Here is a 26,261-nt window from a genome sequence, read left to right on the forward strand (position 1 = left end):
TCAATCTAAATTTGTTGAGATACATATTTTTTCCCATATTTCAGCCGGAACTGAGCTTGGAACCTGATGTGCGCCTACAAAAACATCCAGCCAATAGTTTTTATTTTCAACCCAACCAGCTTGTAAAAAGGCCATCCTGTCATCTTCCGCATATGACAACAACTGATCGCTGTTACCTACAGAGACAAACACTGGTATCGTTCTGTCCGCATTGGCGGGTACATGCCCTTGTCCCGCAGCAAAACCAGCCAATACACCCGCACTGACTGCATAAGCGGCATATCTGTTGGCATCATCCAGAGCAGTGTCGTGCATCACATGACCTCCGGCTGAAAACCCCCACAAATATATTCTTGTGGTTTCAATGCGATAACTGGCTTCCATGTCTTGCATGATGGCTGTCAACAGAATTTTATCGTTCGGCAATGACCAACTGCCATTAGGGCTGGTGCCAACTTGCGAAACAATGATAAAGCCATTGGATTCAGCTGCGCCATCCCACAGGCTTCTCACTGCCTGTGCTTGGTTGTCTGCATTGCCCGCACCAGCGGCTCCATGCCAAAGATACATCACTGGCATCGCAACATTCGGATCATAACTGCTTGGTATGTAAATATAATACACATAGCCGCCAAAAACCATTCTTTGTGTATTTCCTGGAAAAACACCGCCTGAACCGTTTGATGGTAATGAAGCATTTTCAAGACCATCTATAAATATCATGTCAGTACATTGGTTCAAACTGGGCACGCTGGCCGTTGCCAACGCTTGTGTGCTTAAAACAAACAATAACCAAGCATAATAGTTATTCAGTCTCAATTTCCACCCGGTCCACATTTCTGAAACCTTGCGGCAGCACCGCACCACGTTTGGCTCGATGACCAATGTAATTAACCAAGTCTTTCCACTTGAACCTGATGTATCTGGCCCCGGCATGAATCAAAAACGAGTCCTCAGGCGTAATCGCTAAAGTGGCGGCCAACTTCTCTTCGCCCGCTTTCAATCGTTTGGCTGGAATATTAATCAATTTATTGCCTTTGCCTTTGACCAATTCAGGTAACTCTTCTAATGGGAACACCAACATATAACCCGCAGTGGTAACACAAACCACATGCGCATCTGGCAGCTTTTCAATCCATGTCGGCTTCATGGCCTTGAAACCTTTGGGCACACTCAAAACATGTTTGCCAGCTTTCATCTTGCTGTACAAATTTTCCATTACCCCATGATAACCATAACCCGCATCAGAACACATCAACAACCGCGCATTGGGCAATTGACAGGTGACTGAAATAGGTAAAAAATTGTTTTTGAAAACAAATTTTGTACTCAATGGTTCACCCTGCCCTCGGGCTGATGGCATGGTGTGTGTCGGTAAGCTGAAAGCCCGTCCATCTGGCGATAAAAAGACTGAAGTCAAATTACTGCGGCCATGGGTGTGATCCAAGTATTCATCACCGGCTTTGTAATTCAACGCCGTGGGATCAATCTCGTGGCCTTTGGCCGCCCTGACCCAACCTGAGGTTGATAACACAATGGTGCTGGGCTCGCTGGGGACCAATTTGGTTTCATCAAAAACTTGAGCCGCTTCACGTTCTGCAATTTGGGTTTTGCGTTCATCCCCATACAGTGCCATGTCGTCTTTCAGTTCATTGCGGATCAAAGTTTTCATCCGTGCTCTGGACATCAAGATGCCTTCAATCTCATCTTTTTCAGCTTGTAATTCAAGTTGCTCGGTGCGGATTTTCATCTCTTCCAAGCGGGCTAAATTACGCAAACGAGTGTCTAGAATCGCATCGGCTTGAATTTCAGACAGCTTAAATGCCTTGATCAATTCTTTTTTCGGTTCATCTTCATACCTGATGATACGGATCACTTCATCCAGGTCCAAATATGCAATCAACAAGCCTTCTAAAATATGTAATCGAGCGTCAACCTTATCCAACCTGTACTGTAACCTTCGACGCACAGTTTCTGTTCGGAACGTCAGCCAATCTTTAAGAATCATCTTCAAATTCTTAACCTGTGGTCGGCGATCCAAGCCGATCACATTGAAATTGGCCTTATAAGTTTTTTCCATGTCTGTGGTCGAAAACAAATGCAGCATCAAAGCATCAAAATCAACTCGATTGGAACGGGCCGTGATGACCAAACGCACTGGGTTTTCATGATCTGATTCGTCCCTCAGGTCACTGACCATGGGTAATTTTTTTGCCCTCATTTGGCTGGCAATTTGTTCTAAAATTTTACTGCCTGAAGCTTGATGAGGTAAAGCAGTCACAATCACATCGATGCCATCTCGCTCATACACAGCTCGCATGCGTATGCCACCATGGCCCGTTTCATACATCTTCAGGATATCGGCTCTGGGTGTAATGATTTCTGCTTTGGTGGGATAATCAGGCGCCTGAATAAATTCACACAGGTCCGATATTTCTGCATTGGGATTATCCAACAAATGTAATGTGGCTTGAGCCACCTCAGTCAAGTTGTGTGGCGGCACATCCGTGGCCATTCCCACAGCAATACCCGAGGCGCCATTGAGCAACACATTAGGTAGGCGTGCGGGTAACCACAAAGGTTCATCCATGGTGCCATCAAAGTTTGGCCCCCAATCCACTGTACCATGTGGCAACTCAGACAACAGGGTTTTGGCATATGGGGTCAGTCTTGATTCGGTGTAACGCATGGCTGCAAATGATTTAGGGTCATCGGGCGAGCCAAAATTACCTTGGCCATCCACCAAAGGATAGCGGTAGGAAAAAGACTGCGCCATCAACACCATGGCCTCATAACAAGCAGAATCACCATGTGGATGAAACTTACCTATCACGTCACCTATGGTTCGTGCTGATTTTTTGTGCTTGGACTGGTTTGACAGACCCAATTCACTCATCGCGTAAACAATACGACGTTGAACCGGTTTCAGTCCATCACCAACAAATGGCAAGGCCCGATCCAATACCACATACATGGAATAATCTAAATAAGAGCGCTCGGCGTATTCGCCCATTGATATGGTTTCAAAATCCATTGAACAGTGTTATTTTAAAAAACTAAATTTTACCACTTACTCATTCTCCCTGCGGCAAAATATGTGGCTTGATAAAAATATATTCATCGAAAAAAATGTTAACATTTCAATCTTCCTCACAATCACACTGAATTAACCCAACAAAGCATGTTATTTACTTCACCCACATTTATATTTGCTTTTTTGCCTTTGGTGTTGATTTTTTACCATTTATCACCGAAAAAACTCAAAAACAATTGCTTGTTGATTTTCAGTTTGCTGTTTTATGCCTGGGGAGAAGTCACTTATGTGTTGTTGATGATCGCATCTATAGTGGTCAACGCCCTCATCGGTCGCCTGATTCATCAACCCCATGACCGCAACAAAGCCATCTTAACACTGGGCATTGTGTTGAACTTATTGCCCCTGGTGTTTTTTAAATATTATGTTTTCTTATTGAACCAAATGGGTTGGCAAACCGAAAGCAATATCCACCTGCCCTTGGGTATTTCATTTTTCACCTTTCAAGCCATATCTTACTTGGTTGATGTGTATCGAAAAGAAACTGACTGTGAACGAAGCCTGATAAATTTGGGATTATATATCGCTTTGTTTCCACAACTGATAGCCGGTCCTATTGTTCGCTTCAAAACCATCCACCGACAAATCACTGAACGCATTCATTCCAGCACCTTATTTGTATCAGGGATTGAACGGTTCGTTTTTGGGCTTTCCAAAAAGCTGTTAATTGCCAATCCACTGGGCTATGTAGCTGATCAATTGTTCGACTTACCTGCTGATCAATTGAGTGGATCGCTGGCTTGGCTGGGCATCATCAGTTACAGCTTACAAATTTATTTTGATTTTTCAGCTTATTCAGACATGGCCATCGGTTTGGGCCGTATGTTTGGCTTCAAGATTTTAGAGAATTTCAACTATCCATACATTTCCCAAAGCATTCAAGAGTTTTGGCGTCGCTGGCACATTTCAATGTCACAATGGTTTCGCGATTACCTGTACATTCCATTGGGCGGAAATCGCAAAAGCCCGGGCAGGATTTACTTTAATTTAATTGTGGTATTTACCTTGTGTGGTCTGTGGCACGGAGCCAGTTGGAGTTTTGTGGTTTGGGGCCTATATCACGGTTTGTTCTTGGTCATTGAACGCCTGGGTTTGGCACAATGGCTGCAGCAAACATTCAAACCCCTGCGACACCTATATGTGCTTTTGGTGGTGACTTTTGGCTGGGTGTTTTTTCGGGCAGAAAACCTCACCGACGCATTAGCGTTCCAAGCAAAAATGCTGACCTTTTCGACCCCAGACACAGTCATCAATGGATACCCATACTTCATCAGCCCTCAATATATATTGGCCTTGATCTTCGCCATCATCCTCAGCACTTCGGTGGCCAAAAAATTCAGTTTGGCTGATTTAGCACCAATGACCGTCAAACAACAAATACCCAGACAATTATGGGTGTTGTTATTGATGTTGCTGAATTTCACGGTCATTTCAGCCTCAACTTACAACCCTTTCATTTATTTCAGGTTTTGATGTGATGAATAAATCAACTGCCAACCTTACTTTCATCGGACTTTTTTTGTTGTGCTTGCTGTTGCCTGGCTTGGTGGCGCTTTACCACAGCCAAGGCCTGGCTTCAAACCAAGAAAAAAGATCATTGGCGGCTGCTCCTGATTTCCCAGCCACTTACCCAGCTCTGCAAGCATGGCCTGGTCAGGTTGACGCTTATTACCAAGATAATTTCGGTTTGCGCTCAACCTTATTGGCAGGGTATTACAAGCTCAAGTTGTGGCTTAAAGATGCCACCGGGACCGATGTGATTTATGGTTCAAAAGAGGGTTGGCTGTTTTACAACAACCCAGTTGAAGACCCCATCGGCGATTTCCGTAACATCAATCAATTCACGGTACAAAACCTGAATGAATTTATCAGTGTTTTAAAAACCAAACAACAATGGCTGGCACAACAAGGCATTGAATATTTATTCGTCATCACGCCTTCTAAACATTATATTTATCCAGAATATTTGCCCAGTCATCTCAAACCATTGCAACAAAAGAACATCAAGCAACAATTGGCTGAAGCTTTAATGAACCACCCAGAGATTCATTTTTTAGACTTAACCGACACCCTGCTAGAACACAAGAAAAAGCAATTGCTGTATTTCAAAGCAGACACCCATTGGAATTACTATGCAGCGGAAATTGCGCAACGGAAAATCATTCAAACGGTGAACCACATATTGGACCTCAACACACCCATTCGTCACTGGAGTGACGATGAATTTAAATTTCAATTTGACCACGAAGGCGACTTGGCTTTTTTGCTTCATGCAGGCCCACACTTTGCTGAACCATTGTTCAAACCAGAGTTTTCAACTTGTGCTCACATAGGATTCGATCAACTGTTAAAACCTCGCAGCCAATATTCAACTGTTTGTGATGCCAATGTTGTCAATGTTTTGATTTTCCATGATTCTTTTTTCAATTTACTGCAACCTTTTATATCTACGCATTTCAGTGAGGTCAGTTACCTCAAACAAAAATTTAACTTTAAATCAGCAACCCAGGCAATCAGCAACAACAAACCTGGCATCGTGATTGAACAATACATCGATCGAAAACTGCCTCAAATTGACCCGCCCTGAGCGCTGCCAATTGAATTTACGAAGGATATCGTTTAATATATTTTGATTGCTTTATCTGGAGAATTAGATGATTAAAACATGCTTATTACTGGCCATCATGTTTTCGCACACCTGCCTGGCTGTGATTTATGATGATTATGAAATCAATCGAGAATTGAACAAAGCAGAATTACAACAGACTACGCAACAATTTTTGACTGAGTACTTTACGGCCAAAAATCCACAGCAAACAATTGAACAACTCATTCAGGCTGATATGTCTCCGATTGAACGTGAATACATGCTCTATAGTTTGCTGACAGCCATTTCACAACACCCGCCCCAAAATTTTCACCAATATGTGGTGGATTTGATGAAAACATTTCCCCCACAGGCCAGCAAACTGCATGAAGAAGGAAACTTATCGGTACCCATATTTAACCTATCGAGCAAAGCATACGGCATTGAAAATATCTGGATGGCCTATCGCACTGAACAGCAATTCAATCAACAGTTTGAAAAAGACCGGGTCGCTGCAGTTGATGCCATCAAATCAGTCATTGCTGGTGGCAGTAGACCCCAATGGCTGGGCATCAAAAACAGTTTGGCTGCACTTAGCAACCAGCAGCAAAATCAATTGGCCGATTATTTATACCAAAACGTCAACGTCAATTCAGGTTTAGATCGCCTGATCAGTCATGTGGGCTTACTCACCGGAAACTTGCCCTTGATTGAAAAAGCCCTGTCTTCTGAACAACAAAACATTCGGGAGTACACTTTAAGAAAAACCATTAACCACCTCCCCAGACAACAAGCCAAAGACTTGTTATTACAGTCTGCAAGATATTCTGCTGATCAAAAATTCAGTACCTCATTGCTCAGTCATTTCAGCGATGATGAAGCTGTACAAGCATTGTTAATCAAACAATTAAGTGATGAAAACCTGGCTGAAAATGCGGCATTTGTGCTCAGTCAATCCACCAATCAGCAGTTACCCTATGTTCTGATGAATCATTTTTTACAAAGCAAACAACCACAAGTTAAAAACCATATTTTATTGGCTTTGAAGTTGAATGGTGGGGAGGAAGCCAAGTTGATCTTGAAAGATTTAACACCCCATATAGAGCCCAGTTCAAAAGGTGGCAAGTGGCTGAAATCATTCAAAGGAGAGCAGCCATGAAAAAGTTCAATGACTTGATATTACTAAGTGCTTCGGTGTTGTTGACATCATTGGCTTCTGCACAAAGCATCATTCCTTGGACTGAACAAAACAGTACTTTGGGGTTGGGCTATCCTGTACCTATACCGGTCAACACACCTGAACCCTTTGATGGCTTTCGCACCTATGCGGGTTTGTTTGCTAAGCACCAGTCCATGGCGATGAACAATGATTACATCACTGGTCAGATTGTGGGACAAACTCATTATGACCGTGACATTTGGGCCTATATACTCAGTGATGATAACAACACCACCAAGTTCGGAGTGAAGGAAGGAGCGATGATGGTCAATGGTGGTATCCATGCACGTGAATGGCAAACCCCTGAAACTTTGACCCAAATCATCACAGATTTTCACGGCAACAGCCAAGATCATTCCTTTTATCAATACCTGTTAGAGAATACCACCATCATCACCATCCCCAGCAACAACATCGATGGCTTTTTGCAAACCCAACGCTACCCAACTGAAAATTGGTATTCCAACAATTTGGGGCCCAGAGACGGTCGCATGCGGCGCAAAAACTTATTGAACACGGATGAAGATTTATTCACCCAAAATGATTTTTTAAATGGTGTTGACCTGAACAGAAACAATGAACCCTTTTGGGCCACAAGTGGCAGTTCATCAGGTGACCCCACTTCGATTGTATACCATGGCCCATTTTCCCAATCCGAACCAGAAACCAGTGCCCGAATCAACGCAGCCAATTTGGTTGATGCCGACCAGTTGAGAATTTATACCGATGTCCACTCATTCTCTCAAGTACATTTCTCTGAACTTACTTTCAATCAAAATAGGAATGCACTACAAACCAGGGTATTGAGTGATTTTACCAAGCACCACAAAGCCTACACGCTGGCAAAAAACTATGTAGACTTACCCTCTCAAGCTGGGTTTGGTATCGGATCGACTGATGAGTATTTTGCAGTCACTTATGAAATCCCATCTTGGACCCTTGAAATTGAACCAAGCAACTTCACCATCAATGGTGTAGACAGGCACCCAACCTTGCCAGGCTTTGGCGCTGATTATGGTGGATTTGCCAACAATGGCCATGATGGATTTATCTTACCTGAATCCGAAATCAAACGTGTCCGGGAACAATTGGCCAAATCCTTTATGGTGGCTTGGTATGGCCAAGCTGGCCCCCCATCAATCACTCAACTAAGAATCATTGATCATTTAAGCCAAGCGATTGTCTTTGATGCCGAGTGGGACATCACAGCATCAGGTGAACGCGAACTTTACTCACAATACTACGATGAGTTGATTGCCGGGAATGACTATTCCTTGCTGTTGCGATTTGATAAACCCATGCGAGACAGGAACAGTGCGGGTGAAATAGCACCGTTACAAGGTCAATCAACCGCATTGAACCCAGTCATTCAAGGCATCAGTAACGACAATGACATTAATCTGAACTTATCAAATCATCGTTGGATCAATCAGAACAACAATGGATGGGAAAGTTATGGTTACTATAAAGACGACACCTACGTGGTTGATTTCAACATCGATCCCGCCATCAATGCGGCTGACGATGCTGAGCTGACTTGGCGGATCATAACCACCGACATGATTGGTCAAAGTATTGATGCCAATCCGGCGACAGTGGTTACCTGGGCAGATGGCCAATGGCAAAATTATGAAGACAGCAATGGCAACCCGTCAATCAATGGTGGTTTTGATAGCACAATTTCAATCCAAGTCAGCAACCAAGGTGACTTCAATTATGCCAGTGTTCCTGACACTGCCCTGTATTATGATGCGACCCGCAGTGGTGAGGGCTTTACCCTTGAGTTCATTGATGGGGTGAATGACTTTTTGATTCAGTGGTTTACCTATGATGGATTCGGCAATCAACAATGGTATGTGGATACCGATCAAAAAATCGCGGAAAATGCCTTATTAGCCAAAGACATACTCACTGCCGAAGGCGGTGTTTTTGGGCCTGACTTTAACAACGACGACATTGAAATATTTGAGTCAGGTGACATAGAAATGATTTTTGGCGAGCAGTTCAATAACAGCCGAACTGGACAAATGAAATACACCTTCCCTGATGGTCGTAAATTTCGAACTCAAGTCGACCAACTGACCGCAGCCAACGGCATCAATTCCAATCCTTCGGTTATACTTCCGGTTGAAACAGGACTCACTGCAGCCGCCATAATTGGCTCATGGTACGACCCATCAAGGAATGGTGAAGGCTTTCACATTGAACAAATCACCGATGGCTCAGTGGTATTTCTTTGGTACAGTTATGATTTGGATGGCAGCAAGAAATGGTTCATTGGCAGTGGTGGTGTGGTGACTGAAACAACAGACAATGTCAACATCACTTTTGCTGAAGTTTACATCACCGAAGGTGGGGTGTTTGGACCCGACTTCAATACCAATGATGTGATTTCTACTGTCTGGGGTTCTGCTGAATTCAACCTACAATGTACAACGGGCACATTCAGCTACAATGGCTTGGATGCAGCCTATGGACAAGGAACCTACCAACTAGAACCGATCACCAGACCCATCAATAATATTTATCGCTGCGAATAATTAAACCGTGATCCCAAGAAGTGGATAACCACTTCTTGGTAATTTATAAGTTATGCCAAAGCTTGTATCTTTTCGATCAACTTTGGCGACAAGGTCAGATCAGACGCTTGCACCAACTCCCTGAGGTGTAAGTGAGAAGTGGTGCCCACCAAGGTTGAGCTGATTTCCTTGGCCTGGAGCACATATGCCAAAGCAATTTGTATCGCCGAGGCCTGTTGCTGCTGGTTTAAAAAGCCAAATTCTTTGGCTTTGATCATTTGTTGACGATTGTTTTTAAACGCCCGCAACCAATACCAAAGCTTTTTCATGTTGGTGACGCGATTGAATCCTTGTTGAAACAAACCGCCACCTAAACCACCAGCCACAATAACATCCATTTTTTTTCCGGTTAAGTGTTTGATGGTTGCCAGCCGATGTTGGGTGAAAATATTGTAATCCAGCATGAGGCATTCAAATTGTTCACTCGCGACACTTAAATCTATGATGTGATCATCGAATGTATTAACCCCCACCATGCCAATTTTTCCAGCGGCCTTCAGCTGATCAAGTGTTTGATAGGTCTCATGATTAAAATTTTCTGGATTGGGCCCATGGAGAAAAAACAGTGGTAAATGGTCCACTTGTAGCTGCTGTAATGACAATTCACATGACTGTTTTATCCAGTTGGCTGAAAAATCTTTATAAAGTTTACCCAATCGACCTACTCGAGTGCCCACTTTGCTGCTGATGATCAGATCACGGGTGGCCTGATTAGCCAGGGCACGTCCCAGTCTACGCTCTGCATTACCCTCAGAATAACTGTGTCCAGTGTCAAAGTAATTGATGCCAGAAGCAATGGCTTGATGAACCACCGCATGGGCTTGTTTTTCTGAAAACTGTTTTTTTCCCCAATAACTGGCACAGCCTAAACCAATTTCTGACAACCTGAAAGTGGCATTGATTAAGCTTTTGTACTTCACTTGATCCAGTCTTGAGGTTTCAGATATTCCTGTAATTTGGCTTCTTGGGTGCCGAGCTCTGGTTGGTAATTGTAGCGAAAGGAAACTTCGGGTGGCAGTGACATCAAAATTGATTCTGTGCGGCCACCTGACTGCAAACCAAATAAAGTTCCTCGGTCATACACCAAATTAAACTCAACATAACGTCCTCGGCGGTATTTCTGAAATTGCTTATGTTCATCATCAAAGACACTGTTTCGGTGTTTTTTAACAATCGGTAAATAGGCTTCACAATACGCGCCACCTATGGCCTGGATAAAAGCAAAACAGGTATCAAAACCCCACTCATTCAAATCATCAAAGAACAAACCACCTACACCACGAGTTTCTCCTCGGTGCTTGAGGTAAAAATAGTCATCACACCATTTTTTATATTTGGCATAAACATCCTGTCCAAACGGCAAACAAACATCATGCGCCACTTGGTGCCAATGCATCACATCTTCATCGAAAGGATAGTAAGGTGTTAAATCAAACCCACCACCAAACCACCAATGGGCTTTTTCATCACCTTTCGGTAAGGTTCTGAACACCCGAACATTGGCATGAGAGGTTGGAATAAAAGGGTTGTCAGGATGTACCACTAAGGAAACACCAGAAGCTTCAAATCCCTGGCCTGCCATTTCTGGTCTTTTGGCGGTAGCTGCCGTCGGTAACTGAGTTCCAATCACATGTGAAAAATTCACCCCAGCTTGTTCGAACACATCGCCACTCAGCACACGTGTACGCCCGCCACCGCCACTGTCATGTTGCCATGCATCCTGCTTAAATTGACCATGCACTTCGACGCCTTCTAACTGCTGACATATGTCATCCTGCAAGGATTTCAAAAAAGTGACAACCTGTTCAAACTGAGCTTGATTCATGATAATGACGATCTGATAGAAATGTCCTTATTATAACCTTGCACATCTGACAAAAGATTCTTACTTCTGACAAAAATACCATTACCACGACCAATTTCCTTACCTGCTGAATTGAACACCACTGATTCGGCGATCATTTGACTGCGATTTTGATTAACCACTTTTCCCACAGCTCGCATTTGCCCCTTTGAAACCGGTCGTGTTAAGTAGGTGGTAAATGAAGTGGTCAGCATGAAATATTCAGGTTCCAATGAATTGGCAGCAAAATAGGCGGCATCATCCAACAGTTTAAAATACACCGAACCATGTACTGCTTGGGCTGCATGGTGATAATCTGATTTCAGCTCAATGGATATTTCTGAACTGCCCTGACTGACAATTATGGTTGGTTGAAATAATTGATTGAAGGGTGCTGACAAATACATCTGCTGTAAATTGCTAAAATGGTTTGTATTCATTCATTTTCTCATATGGGGTGTTTCTTTTTAAGCCAAGTCCTTATTATAATGGAGTCTTGTTCAATTGATCGAATCCCATGAAATTTTTAGTCAGCAATGATGATGGCGTGAATGCCAAAGGAATTAAAATATTGGCTGAAATGCTTAAAGATTTAGGCGATGTGGTGGTATTTGCTCCCAATCGAGATCGTTCAGGTGCCAGTAATTCATTGACCTTGGACCGACCCATTCGAGTCGAAAAAGTCTCAGATGATGTTTTCAGCGTTTATGGCACACCCACAGATTGTGTCCACCTGGCAGTGACAGGGGTGTTGGAAGAGGAACCTGACATGGTAATTTCGGGGATTAACAATGCGGCAAATTTAGGCGATGATGTCTTGTATTCAGGCACAGTGGCAGCTGCCATTGAAGGACGTTATCTGGGTTTACCAGCCATTGCAGTCTCTATTGTGCTTGACTCAGTCAAAGAGAACCGACGCAAGCGAGACTTTCACACAGTGACTTATTTTTTAAAGAAAATCATTAAACATGTGATCAAGCATCCGTTGCCACAAGACACCATATTGAATGTCAATGTACCAAATTTGCCTATCGATGAGATCAAAGGCATGAAAGTGACCCGCTTGGGTTATCGACACAAGGCAGAAAACGCCATTCCTATCCGTGACCCCAGAGGTTTTAAAATGTATTGGATTGGACCAGCTGGCCCAGAAGCCGATGCCGGTGAAGGCACAGACTTTCATGCGGTTAAAAATGGTTTTGTGTCCATTTCGCCCATTCAAACGGACATGACCAAACATGACTTTATCAGCGAACTAGACCAATGGGCGAAGAACATATGAATTCATTGGGTATTGGCATGACCTCACAAAGAACCCGACAACGGATGATTGATCGATTGCGTGATCGTGGCGTCGGTGATGAACGGGTGTTGATGGCAATGGCACAAATACCCCGTCATTTATTTGTTGATGAGGCTTTGGCACATCGGGCCTATGAAGACGATGCTTTGCCGATTAAATTTGGTCAAACCATTTCTCAACCTTATGTGGTCGCTCGCATGACCGAAGAGGTGATCAAGCACCATCACCCAGCTAAAGTCCTCGAATTGGGTACGGGATCAGGTTACCAAGCTGCAGTTCTGGGTCAATTGATTGATCAGGTATTCAGCATCGAACGCATTGATAAACTCACCCGCATCGCTCGCCGCAGATTCATCAAATTAGGTTATCAAAATATCCGTTGTAAAACCGGTGATGGTTTTGCTGGTTGGCCCAGTGAAGCATTGTTTGATGTCATCATCTGTACGGCCGCGCCTGAAAAGGTACCCTACAGTTTATTGGATCAACTTGAGGTTGGCGGTAAAATGATTTTGCCAGTTGGTGATAACAAGAAACAAAAACTGGTTGCCATTGTCAAAGAAGAAAATGGTTATCATGAGGAAATATTGGGTGATGTGTTTTTTGTTCCCTTGTTGGAAGGTGTGGTCAGGTAAGTGAAAATTTTTTGTCTCATTTTAACCATGATTGGCCTTGCAGCTTGTACGCCCAGAAAACCTGCACGGGTGGATGAAGTCGGTACCAAACCGCACCGCACACAAACCCAGTCAAATTCCCGACATCCCATCAGAGATTCAAAGAAAACCACTCACCGTGTTGAAAAAGGCGATTCTCTGTATTCTATTGGTTTTCGTTACCAAGTAGATTACAAAGAATTGGCGGCAATTAATAACATCCAAGCACCCTACCGCATCTACCCCAATCAGATACTGAAGTTAAAAGGTGATCCAGAAAAAATAGTTTTTAAACCAACCAGTAACAAGCAAGTAAAAACCAAGCCTTTGGTAAAAAACACACCCATTACAGCAAAAAGCGAATCCCAAAGCAAAGCAACACCAGCTAACAAACAAACAGCCAAACAAAGCACTCCAACCAGTAAACCGCCGACGCCGACAGCAAGCAACACAAGCAAACCACCCGCAAAAAAACCCGTGGTGGTGGCCACCCCAACCCATACAAACTTACAATGGTTATGGCCTACTCAAGGTAAAATCCGCACCACCTTCTTGGCCAGCAACCCAGCCCGTAAAGGCATCTCTATTGGAGGTAAAGAAGGACAACCGGTTAAGGCCTCAGAAGCTGGCGTGGTTGTTTACAGTGGCAATGGCTTATTGGGTTATGGTGAACTCATCATCATCAAACACAATGAAAGCTACCTCAGTGCTTACGGACACAATAAATCATTGAAGGTCAAAGAAGGCCAAACTGTTACACGAGGACAAGTGATTGCTGAATTAGGCTCTACCGGCACCAATGTGAATAACCTGCATTTTGAAATTCGAAAAAATGGCACCCCTGTCAATCCATTAAGTTATGTAAAACCATAAAGTTTTTGTCGGATTCCATAACAGATTAAACGCGTTAAACAATTTTTAAATACAGCCAAAAAGCCGTTAAACCACATACCAACAACAGCAATAAGGGCATATAGACGTAGGGCTGGTTGAATTTTTTAATATAAAACCACACCATAAACAGCAGACAAATCGCTGTTGCAATGATTTTTATAAAAGCCGCAAATGGCCCCAGATTTGGAAAAACCGCAACAAAGGCAAACAATAAACTACCGAACACACCCATTAAAGCAATGCGCTTCTCTTGAAACAAAGCCTGAATCAGCAGCACTGCCCAGCTACTCACACCGATGGTAAGCAGCAAGGCAATCAACCAGCCATACTGTATCAATAACGCCTCTTTGGACATCGCTTACTTGCTTTTAAGGGCAGCGATGGTGTTATTGATGGCAATGATCACGTCTTCCCCGAACTTTTTACAACGCTCAGGTGACCAACCATACAACTCATCAGGTAAGTCATGGTTGTCTTTGAATGGCATTTCGACGGTATAAGCCAAAGTATTGAATGTTTGACCAACATAATTGGTGGCAATGCGCAAATCACCTTTTCCAGGCTCGTCATCATCGTACTTATGTACGTCTTGAAAATCAGGACTGGCAGCAGCCCAGGCGGTTTTAAAGGTTTGCTCCAAGTGCTTCAGGCGATCATCATAATTAGGGTTGCCTTCACAACCTGCAACAAAATTATAAGGGATGGCTTCATCACCATGAATGTCTAAAAACATATCAACGCCATGTTGGTGCATTTGCTCTCTGACTAAATAAACTTCAGGACTGGTTTTCATTGATGGTTCCAACCATTCACGGTTCAAGTTGGCTCCTGATGCATTGGTGCGTAAATTACCACGATAAGCCCCATCAGGATTCATGTTGGGTGTGACATAAAACCGACAGTGTTGCAACAACTGACGTGAGGTTGGGTTGTCTTGGTCCAACAAAGACTCCAAAAAGCCTTCAACAAACCATTCTGCCATGGTTTCACCGGGATGTTGACGTGCAATCATCCAAACATTGAGCTTTTCTGCCAAATCAACTTCTTCATCTTCGATGACCAACATATCAAAATCACGACCATCAATGGTTTCACCTAAATTTTTCAATGAACTCAAATCAGACTGTTGGGCAAACGCCAACAGATTCAAATGACGTTCGAAAGAATAAGGGGCAAAGTAAGCAAAGTAAATGTCATCGGTATCGGTATTGAATTCAACTGTCAGCTGCTTGCCATCAAACTCAGTTGGAATTCGGAACCACTCTTGGCGATCGGTTGAGGCACAGACATCATAGTCCTGCCAGCCTTCGACATAAGAAGTGTCAGCGGCATTGATGAATTTCAACACACAATCCTGGTTCTTAACGCCTTGCACACGAAAATGAAACCATTGTCTGAATTCTGCATGTGAATCGTGATCTATCTTGACTTGAATGTCAGAAAAATCATCGGCTTTGACCACTTCAATGCGACCACCATCAAATTGACTGCTAATTTTCATATTGTTAGGCATTAGTTTTTAAAGCCTGTATCTTGTCATATATAGCTACAGCAATCAATCCTGTGTTGCACCAGTAAAAGACCAGTCAATCAAATATAAATGAAAAAATATGTAATAGAATCCGACCAATCCTATCCTATCTATTCACATTGTAAAGAGAACCATACCATGAAAGCATTTTACCTTCTGATTGTTGGAATGATTTCCAGCTTCAATACATCAGCTAAAGACTATTTCGACGATGCCGAACAAGTCACACCCTTGTTGTCTGGCATGACAATTCCTGTCTTCAGCGCATTAACACCTGAAGGGAAAACGGTCACATTTGACCCGGAAAACTTAAACAAACCATTTGTTTTGACTTTTTACCGTGGTGGATGGTGCCCTTATTGCAATGCCCATTTGGGCGAGATGCGGGAAGTGGAAAAAGAATTGATAGCCATGGGCTTTGATGTTTTTTTTATCAGCCCAGACCAACCCAGTTTTTTGATTGAAAGTCTCAAAGACCAAGACTTGAAAGCAGACATGCATTATCAACTGCTGTCAGATGCCAGCATGGAAATATCTAAAGCCTTCAAAATCGCTTTCAAAGTGGATGACACGACCGTAGAAAAATACAAAAAATGGAACATAGACCTGGAAAAAGCATCAGGTCATGATCACCATTTACTGCCTGCTCCAGCCACTTTTGTGGTGGGAAAAGACGGTGTTATTCAATTTCAATATGTTAACCCGGACTATAAAATACGCTTGGCACCAGAAATATTACAGGTTGTTGCAAAAGATTATTTGAAAAGAACACAATAAACCCCATATAATGAGGCAATGGTTGGTGGCGCCTTCCCCCTTTATGCCACCAATCACTAACGGGGCTTGGTTCTTTGAATCAAGTCCTGTTTTTTTATGCCAGAAAAAATGGCAGCTAATTGACCAATCAATTGTTTTCAATAGCCACAGACTTTATAATGCCGGCTTTCAAAATCTAGCTGGTCGCATGCAACTTTCAGAATTGACAGCCATTACCTCAGTCGATGGCAGATACCACAGCAAGACCAAACAATTTGGTCACATCTTCAGTGAATATGGTCTAATCAAGAATCGTTTATTGGTTGAATTAAAGTGGCTGGTCCACCTCAGTCAAACGGCAGGCATCGATGAAGTCAATCAGCTCAGCGAAAAAGATGTGGATTGGGTCATGTCCATCTACGATAACTTCACTCCGGCAGAAGCGCAAAAAGTCAAAGACATTGAAGCCATCACCAACCACGATGTCAAAGCGGTTGAGTATTACATCAAAGAACAATTGAGTGCACACCCAGTATTGAGCGATATCAAAGAGTTTGTTCATTTTGCTTGCACGTCTGAAGACATCAACAACCTCAGTTATGCCTTGATGTTAAAAGAAGCCCGAGACAGTATATTCATTCCTACCATCCAAGGCATCATCAACCAACTGTCAGATATGGCCATGGCCTATGCAGACATACCCATGATGGCTAAAACACATGGACAACCAGCCTCACCGACTACCATGGGTAAGGAAATGGCCAATGTGGTCTACCGATTAAAGTACCAATTAAACCAGTTAAGCCACATCACTTTGTTTGGTAAATTGAATGGCGCTGTGGGTAATTTCAATGCCCATTACAGTGCTTATCCTGAATTGGACTGGCCAAAAATCTCAGCTGACTTCATCACTGATTTAGGTTTAACCTTTCATCCGTTCACTACACAAATTGAGCCACATGATTTTGTTGCTGAACTTTGTCACAACATGATTCGCTTAAATACCATTCAATTGGATTTGGCCCGTGATGTTTGGGGTTATATCTCAAATGGCTACTTCACCCAAAAAACCGTAGCTGGCGAAATTGGTTCTTCAACCATGCCACACAAAGTCAATCCAATCGATTTTGAAAATGCAGAAGGCAATTTAGGCCTATCTAACGCCACATTAAATCATTTGGCAGAAAAACTACCTGTCTCTAGGTGGCAGCGAGATTTAACTGATTCTACAGTGTTGCGGGCGTTGGGTACTGCCTTTGGTCACTGTGCCATCGCTTGGGCCTCTTTGAGCAAAGGCTTGGGTAAACTGGCCATCAACGAAGCCACTTTAACCAAAGATTTGGACAACAACTGGGAGTTGCTGGCAGAACCCATCCAAACAGTGATGCGTCGTTATGGCATTGAAAACCCATACGAAAAACTCAAAGAATTAACCCGTGGTCAAAAAGTTGATCAACAACAAATGCAATTGTTTATCCAAAGTTTGGCCATTCCTGAGGATGCCAAAGCCCGTTTAATGAAAATGACTCCAGCCAACTACCTCGGCAATGCCAAAGACCAAGCCAAACGTTTTTGATGGACAAAACATCAGTGCCAATGAGTTTTTAAAAACTCATTGGCAACGCGCACCCTATTTATTCACCAACACATCCATCGATTTAACTTGTTTACCCAATGTTGCACAATTATTTGAGTTGGCGACTCAAGACGGGGTGCAATCGCGCATCGTATTCAGTGATGATGACATACACTATCAGGCGGTCTATGATGAACCGGATGCGTGGGAAAGCCTGACACAGCACAAACCCACCTTACTGGTTTCAGACATAGAAAAGTGGTACCCGGCAGCCATGCGTTTAATGGATGGATTTCCATTCATCAAATCTTGGCGTTTTGATGACTTGATGATGTCATATGCTCCCAAAGGGGCCTCTGTCGGCGCCCATACCGACCATTATGATGTGTTTTTGGTGCAAGTCAAAGGCACACGAATATGGTCATACGATGAACAACCCTTGGCCCAATGCAGCATGGTTGAAGACAGTGAGTTGGCTGTCATTCGTGACTATAAACCTCAAAAGTCATTTGAATTGAAGCCCGGCGACATCTTGTATATACCACCGGAGATTCCACACCATGGCATTTCAAGCTCTGATGACTGCGTCACCTGCTCGATCGGTTTGCGGGCGCCATCTAAAGCAGAGTTGATGATGGCTGTGACTGAATTTGCAAGCAGTCAAATGTCAGCCGATGACCGGTTCAAAGACCAGGTCACCGAAAACATCAAGCAAGCCTCTATTGGTCAGCATGAAATTGAATATATTCGACAACAACTGAAAACCATGAGTCAAGCTGATGACCAACAACTGGCAAGCTATTTCGGCCAATTTGTCACTGGCTATCGATTGTGGGAGGCGTTTGATGACTTCGAAGTCAATACACCCACCGTTTCCGACCAAACTGAATGGCAAAAAAACCCATTTGCGGTCTTTGCCTATTACCTCAAATCAGCTGACGAAGCCACATTATTTGTCAATGGTGAAGTGTTCAATACCAGTGTTGAAATGGCCAAAAATATTTGTGACCACACCCACATCGTGTATTCTGCTGATGACTTGTTTCAACAACTGGTTGCCATGCATGCCCTCATTCCATTGAACCAATGATTCATTAATCCATTGATTTTTAAAATCATGTAAGATGGCCTTTTAACTTGAGTCAAGCCATCAAACCCAATTCAATTCAAAACGACTTAAAGGGCATCAACCAACTGGCGGAAGATGGCATTGTTGGCGTGATTGATTTGGTTGAATCCATGCACCAAAGGATTTTTAGCTTAGGTGGTCTATTGAATCGAGGTGACTTAAATAAAACCACAGGTTTAACTCGCTTTATTTATCAAACCATTCGAACCACCACTCAATTAAGCATTAAGGGCATTGATTTGGCATTGTCTCAATTCACCCCTGCCTCAGTAGAATTCAAAAGCAGCCATCAACGCAACCAATGGATTTCAATGCTCAACGGAGTCATTGGCGACCATTTAACGGCCACCAATAATCCATTGGCCTTGAAGATGAGCTGGCATCATCAAGCAGCCAGTGTCACCCCGCAACAAATGGCAAAAAGATGCATTGAACTCGGTGGGCAACCCTTGTTGCTGATTCATGGTTTGTGTATGAATGATCAGTTATGGACGCGCAATGGCCACGATCATGGACATGAATTGGCAAAAACAAAACACATCATCCCTATCTATGTCCGCTACAACAGTGGTCTGGCTGTGTATCAAAATGGCCAACAATTGGCACAATGGCTGCAACCATTTTTGCAGGCATTACCAGCAAAAACTACCTGTGATGTGTTGTGCCATTCAATGGGTGGATTGGTGATGCGCAGTGCCATGGATATCGCATCGAAAAACAATCAAACCTGGCACAATCGAATCAATAAAGTGGTTTTTCTAGGAACGCCGCACCAAGGTGCCGTGTTGGAAAAAACCGGTAACTTGATTGATTACATCACCAGTATCAGCCCTTACAGCGCGCCTTTCACAAAACTAACCAAAGTCCGCAGTCATGGCATTAAAAATTTACGCCATGGCACGGTGACTGAACAACACCAAACCGTCCAATTACCGCCGCATATAGATTGTTATGCCATCGCTGGCAGTACCCAAGAAAATGGCCGAGCAAACCGGGGCACCTTGGACTGGGTTGGGGATGGCTTGGTCAGTGTTGATTCGGCATTGGGTCAGCACAAAAAACCCAATAAAACAGTGCTGTTCAAAACCCAAAACAAAACTGTGCTTGAAAATGTCTCTCACATGGGATTGTTGTCTGATCACCAAGTTTTTATTCGCCTTCAGGCAATTTTCAACTGATCCAGACCCAGTTTGCACATAGCAATCAAGGCCTGGCAACCAGTGCTGTTAATTGGCAGATTGCAAAAAGTTGAATAAGCCAATTAACTGTGAACCAGATTTTTCTTGAAAAAATCGATGGTTCTTTGCCATGCCAAAGCCGCAGTTTCAGGATTAAACCGCGGGGTTGAGTCATTGTGAAAGCCATGTTTGCTGTTAGGATAAAAATGGACTTGGTAATCTTTGCCATGTGCTTTCAATGCTTTTTCGTAATCGGGCCAGCCGGCATTAACCCGTTCATCATCATCACCGTATTGAATCAACAAGGGCGCTTGGATTGTTGCCACTTCTTCAGCAGTTGGTTGGGTACCATAGAACGGCACGGCTGCTTTTAAACCAGAAATTCGTGTGGCCATCATATTAGATACCCAGCCACCAAAACAAAAACCAACCACCCCAATGCATCCATTACACTGAGGGTGATTGTATAAATAGTCATAGGCCGCAATGAATTCATGCAACATGTCATTCTTGTCGCGTTTTCTTTGCATCGTTCTGCCATCATCGTCATTACCAGGATAACCGCCCAATGGGCTCAAAGCATCTGGTGCTATCGCAATAAATCCCTCGACACTGGCACGTCGCCCCACATCAGCTATATAGGGGTTTAGTCCACGATTTTCGTGAACCACCACCACACCTGGTAGCCGGTGCTCTTGGTTGACAGGTGTACTGAGTTGCGCGATGATTTGGGTGTTGCTTTTAGGCGATTCATACTGCACCATTTCAACTGATACACGAGCATCTGAAATTGGAATCTGGATGGCATGGGCATAATTAGGTGCCAACAAAGCCAGAATACCTTGGGCCGTTAAACCGGCAATGGCATATTTGCCCACTTTTTGTAGAAATTGACGTCGACTGATTTGGCTGTGGACATATTGATCAAATAACTGATAGACCTGTGGATCTAATTGTTCCAATGCATTTTCTTGTTTTGACATAAGGATTTCCAATGACTTGTAGTCCTAACAATTCTAAATGATTGAGCTGTCTTTGTCGAAAACTTGTAAACTGGCTTCATTTGATTGAATTTCATGCAAGCCCTCTTTAATATGTACTCACTTCATAAAAAATAATGACCATGACCCATATAACATTCATCGCAGGTGGTTCAAAAGGCTTGGGAGCCGCCATGGTAGACACTTTTAAAGCTGAAAAACATGTGGTCTATGAATTTTCCCGAACGGGTCGATCAGACACCCACATTGCCTGTGATTTTACCCAGCCCGAGCTGGCACAAAAAACATTCAATAAGACTTTCAAAACACATGCAAGCAAACAACATGACAGCATAAACCTATTGATCAACACCGCCATCCTGGCTCCATTTGGCTCAATAACACGGGCTGATAACAACACAATAAATGCCCATTTAAACATCAACATTGACAGTACTTTGTTGTTGATTCAATCTTTTTTAACCGTTTTTCAAAACAACCCAACCAACAAAACCATCACCTACATTTCATCAGGAGCTGCGCGCAGAGCCATTCCTGGTTTGGCCCTGTATTCAGCCAGTAAAGCCTTCTTTGAACGATTGATAGATACCCTGGCAACAGAACAAGCTGCAATGACTGATCCAATCAGGTGTATGGTGATCAATCCTGGTGTGATGAACACCGACATGCAAACCGAAATTCGCGCCCAATCAGCAGAAAATTTCCCAATGGTAGACATGTGGAATGAACTCCACCGAAAAGGCCAACTGGCTGATCCACATGAAGTGGCAGCCGTTTGTGCCCAATTGGTGATCAAAACAGGCGTTAATGGTGCTTATTACAGCGCACAAGAATTGTTTGATGAAATTTAGCCAGAACAATCAATCGGCATTCATTCTTTTAACCATCACTTAAGCATCAAGTTCTTACTGACAAGGGGATTGATGGTCATTTTGTTAGCAAAATCACAGTCTTTGTAGTTAAATTAATTTATCATGGTTCAACAGAGGATAATGATATGAAGACCGCACAACTGTTTTGCTGCTTGCTCAGCATCTATTTTACGCCAGCATTGGCGATCAATCACAGCAAGCAAATAGAGGCCATCCAAGGCTTGATTGACAACGAAGACATCACCCATACCGCCATAACAGATGGGTTGTGGTTCGATACCGCTACTTGGGCAGGTGGGGAAATCCCCAATGAAAATGCTTGGGTGTTAATCCCTGCTGGCATAGACATTGAATATGATCAGATCAACACCACTGCATTGGCCGCAATTCGAGTTGAAGGTGGGCTGAAATTCTCAACCACACAATCCAGCCGATTGATCGTTGAAACCCTGTTAATTGAATCCACCGGACGACTGATCATAGGCAGTAAAAACAAACCCATTTTAGCTGACGTAACAGTTGCTATTGAAATCCGTGATACTGGCGACTTGGATGTGGTTAAAGACCCCACATTGATGGGTCGCGGCCTATTGGCTCGTGGACCGGTTAATATTCATGGTGCCAAGAAAACACCACACCTGAAAGTCAGCACAGATCCTTTGGCTGGTCACAATCAACTGATTTTAGAGCACACGCCGCATAATTGGCAAACTGGCGACACTTTGGTCTTAGCAGGCACCAAATATTCTGGTTGGAAGTGGGACAACGACATCCAAGCGGTCAGGTACCATGGAACCCAAGATGAAGTGTTAACCATTGCCAACATCGATGCCAATGTAGTGACACTCAATGAATCGTTGCAATATGATCATTTCACCCCGAGAAGTGACTTAAAGACGTCGGTGGCCAATATGAGTCGTAACGTCACCATAGCCACCCAAGACCCAGACAACACAGCCACTCACAGGCGTGGGCATGTGATGTTCATGCAAACAGCTGAGGTCGATGTCAGGTATGCATCATTTTGGCAACTGGGTCGAACTGACAAATCATTTTTAACCTTAGAAGCCAGCGATTTTGATCCCATCACACCAACCAGCAATGTTCGTGGAAGGTATGCTTTCCATTTACATCGCAAAGGCATCACAAATGCCCCAGTGATTGCGATTGGTAATGCCGTGATGGGTTCGCCAGGTTGGGGTTATGTGCATCATGACAGCAATGCATTTTTCCACAACAATGTCTCATTCGATACATTTGGCGCAGGTTTTGTGGCTGAAACTGGCAATGAAGTTGGCTCTTGGACTCAGAATTTAGCAATCAAAGCCGAAGGAAACAGCGCTTTCAACCCAAAAAATGGCAACGACCGTGATTTATTTGACATTGGCAGAACAGGCGATGGTTTTTGGTTCCAAGGTCGCATGGTCAGGAGTGTCAACAACATAGCCGCCAGTGTGAACCATGGATTTGTCTATTTACATCGGGGCAGTGGCATGTTGTCATTCCCCGGCTCAGTATTCATGCTACCAGAAGCCTTGCGCAGAGCGGGTAATTCAGCCGTAGATGATGCCCCTATTTTATCCTTTGAAGGCAATGAAAGTTTTGCCTCCACTGTGGGCTTGTATGTGGTCAAGGCCAACCCAAATCAAGAACATGACGTGCACAGCCATTTCAAAGACTTCACCGCTTGGGAAGTCCGGGCAGGTTCAGCGATGGAATATACATCACACTATGTATTAGAAAACTTTGACATCATAGGAAACACCCCTGAACCATTCAGAACCGCTGCCTTTGGAATTGAATTTGGCACCAATACCAGCGACATGGTAGTCAATGGCGCACACATCGAAGACATGGCGGTGGGAGTGATTTTAAGCAAAAACTACACTGACCCGGCGCCACCACCTGAAACCAATCAATACGTCTTGATTGACACCACCTACACCAATGTTGGCTTACCCATGGAATTTTACGACCCCACCATTGACCAAATTTTGACCACTGCAGATTTGGTTGCTGGACAATTTGACATCACAATCAATGCCGGTGTTTATGAATACTTGTCTCCTGCCACCTCTGCAGGTTCTGGTTTGTTTTGGTTGGGAGAAAAAATCGACAGCATTGGATTCAGTCCGATTCCTGCAGGCACTGACGTCATAGGAGTTCCCGCATTTGACATGATTGCCACGCTCGAAGAAGACGGTTATTTCCGCACGGCAGGTGGTACGCCCTATGCAGTGGTAGAAGAATATTTCACCGACCGATCCACTGGAACCATTCATAAATTGGGATTAAAAACCTTATTGGGCCCAGCAGTAGACAATGTGTTGGGAGACCCGTTCAGTGCGTGGCGAGATGCATTTCAGGTGGGGATTATTGATTTAAACAGTTTGCCCCCGGTGACCCAAGATGACAATTTTCAAGTCAGCAGCGAACGCCTAAGTTTGTTGAATCTATTGGTCAATGACAGCGACCCAGAGAACAATCCATTGAGCATCGATGGCATCGTACAACCCAAACATGGCCGGGTGTTTCCTATGCAAAATGGTGGTTTGAATGGCCACGTCAGCTATGTTTCAGATTACGATTATATTGGCCCAGATCAATTCAGTTATTGGGCCACTGACCAAAATGGTAATTACACCCCAGCACAAGTGCATATCAATGTGGTTGATGACTTAATCTATACCAATGATTTTGCTGAGTAAACCGAGGTATTAATTGCGTTTGCCTTTTCTGGCATCTTTACCACCGGCCCTGGCCGTGATTTTTTTGACTTTGCGTTTGGCTTTGGTCGGTTGACCATGGTTGGCCCTGCTTTTTTTGTTATCGGCGCTGTGGCTGGGCTTTTGTACTCGTTTCTTTTTGTTTTCTACCACTGGTTTTCTGGCAGGTCTTTCACGTTCTACCGTTTCAAAACCTCTTTTATGTACGCGTTTCACTTGTCCGCCGATCACCCGTTCAATGCGTTCCAGGGTATGGGCTTCTTCTGGGCAGACAAACGAAATGGCATGACCTGAATGACCGGCACGCCCTGTTCGTCCAATGCGATGTACATAATCCTCTGGTAAATACGGTAAATTATAATTCAATACGTAATCCAAACCCTCTATATCCAATCCACGGGCAGCCACTTCTGTGGCCAACAAAACTTGGATCTTGGCTGATTTGAAATCGGCCAAAGCGCGGCGACGTGAACCTTGGCCCTTGTCTCCGTGACAAATCGCTGATGCAATGCCGGCCTTTTTCAATCGCACAAACAAATGATCAGCCTGTTTCCGAGTACTGGTAAAAACCAAAATTTGGTACCAATTATGTTCTTCTAATAAAGTCAAAAACAAATCCATCTTACGTGATTCATTGACTGGGTAAACCACATGATCAACTGTTTCAGCCGTGATGTTGGCCTTGGTCACTCTGATTTCTTGGTGGCTTTTTAAAATTTTGTGAGCCAGTTCATTCATCGCAGGCGTGGTGGTCGCTGAGAACAACATGGTTTGCCGATTATTGGCCGTTTGAGCAACCAACTTTTGTGCGTCTTTGATGAACCCCATGTCCAACATGCGATCAGCTTCATCCAAAACAACGAACTCAACATCAACCAAGCTGATGTGTTCCATTTCTACATGTTCTAAAAGACGCCCAGGGGTTGCAATCAAAATATCCACGCCAGCTTTCAGCTGATTGGCCTGCCCACCCATTTTCACTCCACCATAAATGGCGGTGATTTTGGTTGGTAAAAATTCTGCATAAGCACCAATGGTCTCTGCCAATTGTTCAGCCAATTCCCGAGTCGGCGTCAGGATCAATACGCGTGCTTTGCCAGCGACCACATCTTTGGGCTTATCCAACAATTGTTGTAATACAGGTAAGGCAAAAGCAGCGGTTTTACCGGTTCCGGTTTGTGCATTAACCAACAGGTCTTTGCCACGTCTGGCGGGCACCATCGCTTGCTCTTGGACCGGCGTCATTTCTTGGTAACCACATTGCTCAATGGCTTGTTGAATTCTGGGGTCTAACCCCAATGCTGCAAATTTCATCTGATGTCC

At 43.7% G+C, this 26,261-nt stretch carries 22 protein-coding genes; 13 read left to right on the forward strand and 9 right to left on the reverse strand.

Going from position 1 to position 26,261, the window contains the following annotated elements:
• Positions 1 to 819: a CE1 family esterase gene (locus CCS90_RS08760; RefSeq protein ID WP_133566457.1), complete on the reverse strand. Its 819-nt coding sequence runs from the start codon at positions 817 to 819 to the stop codon at positions 1 to 3.
• Positions 806 to 3,034: a DNA topoisomerase IV subunit A gene (gene parC, locus CCS90_RS08765; RefSeq protein ID WP_099019161.1), complete on the reverse strand. Its 2,229-nt coding sequence runs from the start codon at positions 3,032 to 3,034 to the stop codon at positions 806 to 808. The genes CCS90_RS08760 and parC overlap by 14 nt, the downstream gene beginning before the upstream one ends.
• Before the next feature lie 147 nt (positions 3,035 to 3,181).
• On the opposite strand from parC, the gene CCS90_RS08770 reads away from it, so the two are divergent.
• The 4 genes from CCS90_RS08770 (at position 3,182) to CCS90_RS08785 (ending at position 9,440) form a co-directional block, all read left to right on the forward strand.
• Complete coding sequence (locus tag CCS90_RS08770; protein WP_099019162.1) at positions 3,182 to 4,567, forward strand: MBOAT family O-acyltransferase; 1,386 nt, start codon at positions 3,182 to 3,184, stop codon at positions 4,565 to 4,567.
• Between the two features lie 4 nt (positions 4,568 to 4,571).
• Positions 4,572 to 5,681 (forward strand): alginate O-acetyltransferase AlgX-related protein, encoded by a 1,110-nt coding sequence (locus CCS90_RS08775; RefSeq protein WP_099019163.1) that lies wholly within the window; start codon positions 4,572 to 4,574, stop codon positions 5,679 to 5,681.
• A gap of 67 nt (positions 5,682 to 5,748) precedes the next feature.
• Positions 5,749 to 6,840, forward strand: coding sequence for a hypothetical protein (locus CCS90_RS08780; RefSeq protein ID WP_099019164.1), 1,092 nt, complete (start codon positions 5,749 to 5,751; stop codon positions 6,838 to 6,840).
• Entirely contained in the window at positions 6,837 to 9,440 is a 2,604-nt protein-coding gene (locus tag CCS90_RS08785; RefSeq protein ID WP_099019165.1) for a M14 family zinc carboxypeptidase, read from the forward strand. Before CCS90_RS08780 ends, CCS90_RS08785 begins: the two co-directional genes overlap by 4 nt.
• Positions 9,441 to 9,490: 50 nt before the next feature.
• Here the strand turns inward: CCS90_RS08785 and CCS90_RS08790 are convergent, their stop codons facing one another.
• The 3 genes from CCS90_RS08790 to CCS90_RS08800 are packed head-to-tail and all read right to left on the reverse strand — an operon-like array spanning position 9,491 to position 11,762.
• Positions 9,491 to 10,399, reverse strand: coding sequence for an aldo/keto reductase (locus CCS90_RS08790; RefSeq protein ID WP_162846775.1), 909 nt, complete (start codon positions 10,397 to 10,399; stop codon positions 9,491 to 9,493).
• Positions 10,396 to 11,304 carry an oxygen-dependent coproporphyrinogen oxidase gene (gene hemF, locus CCS90_RS08795; RefSeq protein WP_099019167.1) on the reverse strand — a complete coding sequence of 303 codons (909 nt, stop codon included), beginning with the start codon at positions 11,302 to 11,304 and terminating at the stop codon, positions 10,396 to 10,398. Before hemF ends, CCS90_RS08790 begins: the two co-directional genes overlap by 4 nt.
• Positions 11,301 to 11,762, reverse strand: a complete 462-nt coding sequence (locus tag CCS90_RS08800; protein WP_099019168.1) for a PaaI family thioesterase — start codon at positions 11,760 to 11,762, stop codon at positions 11,301 to 11,303. The genes hemF and CCS90_RS08800 overlap by 4 nt, the downstream gene beginning before the upstream one ends.
• Positions 11,763 to 11,839: 77 nt before the next feature.
• Here CCS90_RS08800 and surE point away from each other — a divergent pair, with 77 nt between their 5' ends.
• Genes surE through CCS90_RS08815 form a run of 3 tightly spaced genes read left to right on the forward strand, consistent with a single transcriptional unit; the run spans position 11,840 to position 14,148 of the window.
• Complete coding sequence (surE, locus tag CCS90_RS08805; protein ID WP_099019169.1) at positions 11,840 to 12,604, forward strand: 5'/3'-nucleotidase SurE; 765 nt, start codon at positions 11,840 to 11,842, stop codon at positions 12,602 to 12,604.
• A complete protein-coding gene (locus CCS90_RS08810) occupies positions 12,586 to 13,257 on the forward strand; it encodes a protein-L-isoaspartate(D-aspartate) O-methyltransferase (protein WP_099019170.1) in 672 nt (223 codons plus the stop codon). Before surE ends, CCS90_RS08810 begins: the two co-directional genes overlap by 19 nt.
• 27 nt (positions 13,258 to 13,284) lie before the next feature.
• Positions 13,285 to 14,148, forward strand: a complete 864-nt coding sequence (locus CCS90_RS08815) for a peptidoglycan DD-metalloendopeptidase family protein (protein WP_133566459.1) — start codon at positions 13,285 to 13,287, stop codon at positions 14,146 to 14,148.
• A gap of 34 nt (positions 14,149 to 14,182) precedes the next feature.
• Here the strand turns inward: CCS90_RS08815 and CCS90_RS08820 are convergent, their stop codons facing one another.
• Both CCS90_RS08820 and CCS90_RS08825 read right to left on the reverse strand, forming a co-directional pair.
• On the reverse strand, positions 14,183 to 14,524 hold the full coding sequence (locus CCS90_RS08820) for a hypothetical protein (RefSeq protein WP_099019172.1): 342 nt from the start codon (positions 14,522 to 14,524) through the stop codon (positions 14,183 to 14,185).
• A 3-nt stretch (positions 14,525 to 14,527) separates the two neighbouring features.
• A complete protein-coding gene (locus CCS90_RS08825; protein WP_099019173.1) occupies positions 14,528 to 15,670 on the reverse strand; it encodes a M14 family metallopeptidase in 1,143 nt (380 codons plus the stop codon).
• 168 nt (positions 15,671 to 15,838) lie between these two features.
• Here CCS90_RS08825 and CCS90_RS08830 point away from each other — a divergent pair, with 168 nt between their 5' ends.
• From CCS90_RS08830 to CCS90_RS08845, 4 genes are all read left to right on the forward strand, one after another.
• The gene (locus CCS90_RS08830) at positions 15,839 to 16,477 is read left to right on the forward strand and encodes a peroxiredoxin-like family protein (RefSeq protein ID WP_162846776.1); all 639 of its coding nucleotides are present in this window, start codon (positions 15,839 to 15,841) and stop codon (positions 16,475 to 16,477) included.
• 187 nt (positions 16,478 to 16,664) lie between these two features.
• A complete protein-coding gene (purB, locus tag CCS90_RS08835; protein ID WP_099019458.1) occupies positions 16,665 to 18,032 on the forward strand; it encodes an adenylosuccinate lyase in 1,368 nt (455 codons plus the stop codon).
• Complete coding sequence (locus CCS90_RS08840) at positions 18,004 to 19,122, forward strand: cupin domain-containing protein (protein WP_099019175.1); 1,119 nt, start codon at positions 18,004 to 18,006, stop codon at positions 19,120 to 19,122. Before purB ends, CCS90_RS08840 begins: the two co-directional genes overlap by 29 nt.
• Positions 19,123 to 19,169: 47 nt before the next feature.
• Positions 19,170 to 20,339 (forward strand): DUF7379 domain-containing protein, encoded by a 1,170-nt coding sequence (locus CCS90_RS08845; RefSeq protein ID WP_099019176.1) that lies wholly within the window; start codon positions 19,170 to 19,172, stop codon positions 20,337 to 20,339.
• 83 nt (positions 20,340 to 20,422) lie between these two features.
• On the opposite strand, the gene CCS90_RS08850 is transcribed toward CCS90_RS08845, so the two are convergent.
• Positions 20,423 to 21,322 (reverse strand): dienelactone hydrolase family protein, encoded by a 900-nt coding sequence (locus CCS90_RS08850; protein ID WP_099019177.1) that lies wholly within the window; start codon positions 21,320 to 21,322, stop codon positions 20,423 to 20,425.
• Positions 21,323 to 21,462: 140 nt separating this feature from the next.
• Here CCS90_RS08850 and CCS90_RS08855 point away from each other — a divergent pair, with 140 nt between their 5' ends.
• Together CCS90_RS08855 and CCS90_RS08860 are read left to right on the forward strand one after the other, a co-directional pair.
• Positions 21,463 to 22,191 carry an SDR family NAD(P)-dependent oxidoreductase gene (locus CCS90_RS08855; RefSeq protein ID WP_162846777.1) on the forward strand — a complete coding sequence of 243 codons (729 nt, stop codon included), beginning with the start codon at positions 21,463 to 21,465 and terminating at the stop codon, positions 22,189 to 22,191.
• Between the two features lie 146 nt (positions 22,192 to 22,337).
• Positions 22,338 to 24,920: a G8 domain-containing protein gene (locus CCS90_RS08860; RefSeq protein WP_099019179.1), complete on the forward strand. Its 2,583-nt coding sequence runs from the start codon at positions 22,338 to 22,340 to the stop codon at positions 24,918 to 24,920.
• 9 nt (positions 24,921 to 24,929) lie between these two features.
• Here the strand turns inward: CCS90_RS08860 and CCS90_RS08865 are convergent, their stop codons facing one another.
• Positions 24,930 to 26,252 (reverse strand): DEAD/DEAH box helicase, encoded by a 1,323-nt coding sequence (locus tag CCS90_RS08865; RefSeq protein ID WP_099019180.1) that lies wholly within the window; start codon positions 26,250 to 26,252, stop codon positions 24,930 to 24,932.
• Positions 26,253 to 26,261 lie beyond the last annotated feature (9 nt).

Origin of the sequence: Marinicella litoralis, from assembly GCF_002591915.1 — a bacterium.
GTDB lineage: Bacteria > Pseudomonadota > Gammaproteobacteria > Xanthomonadales > Marinicellaceae > Marinicella > Marinicella litoralis.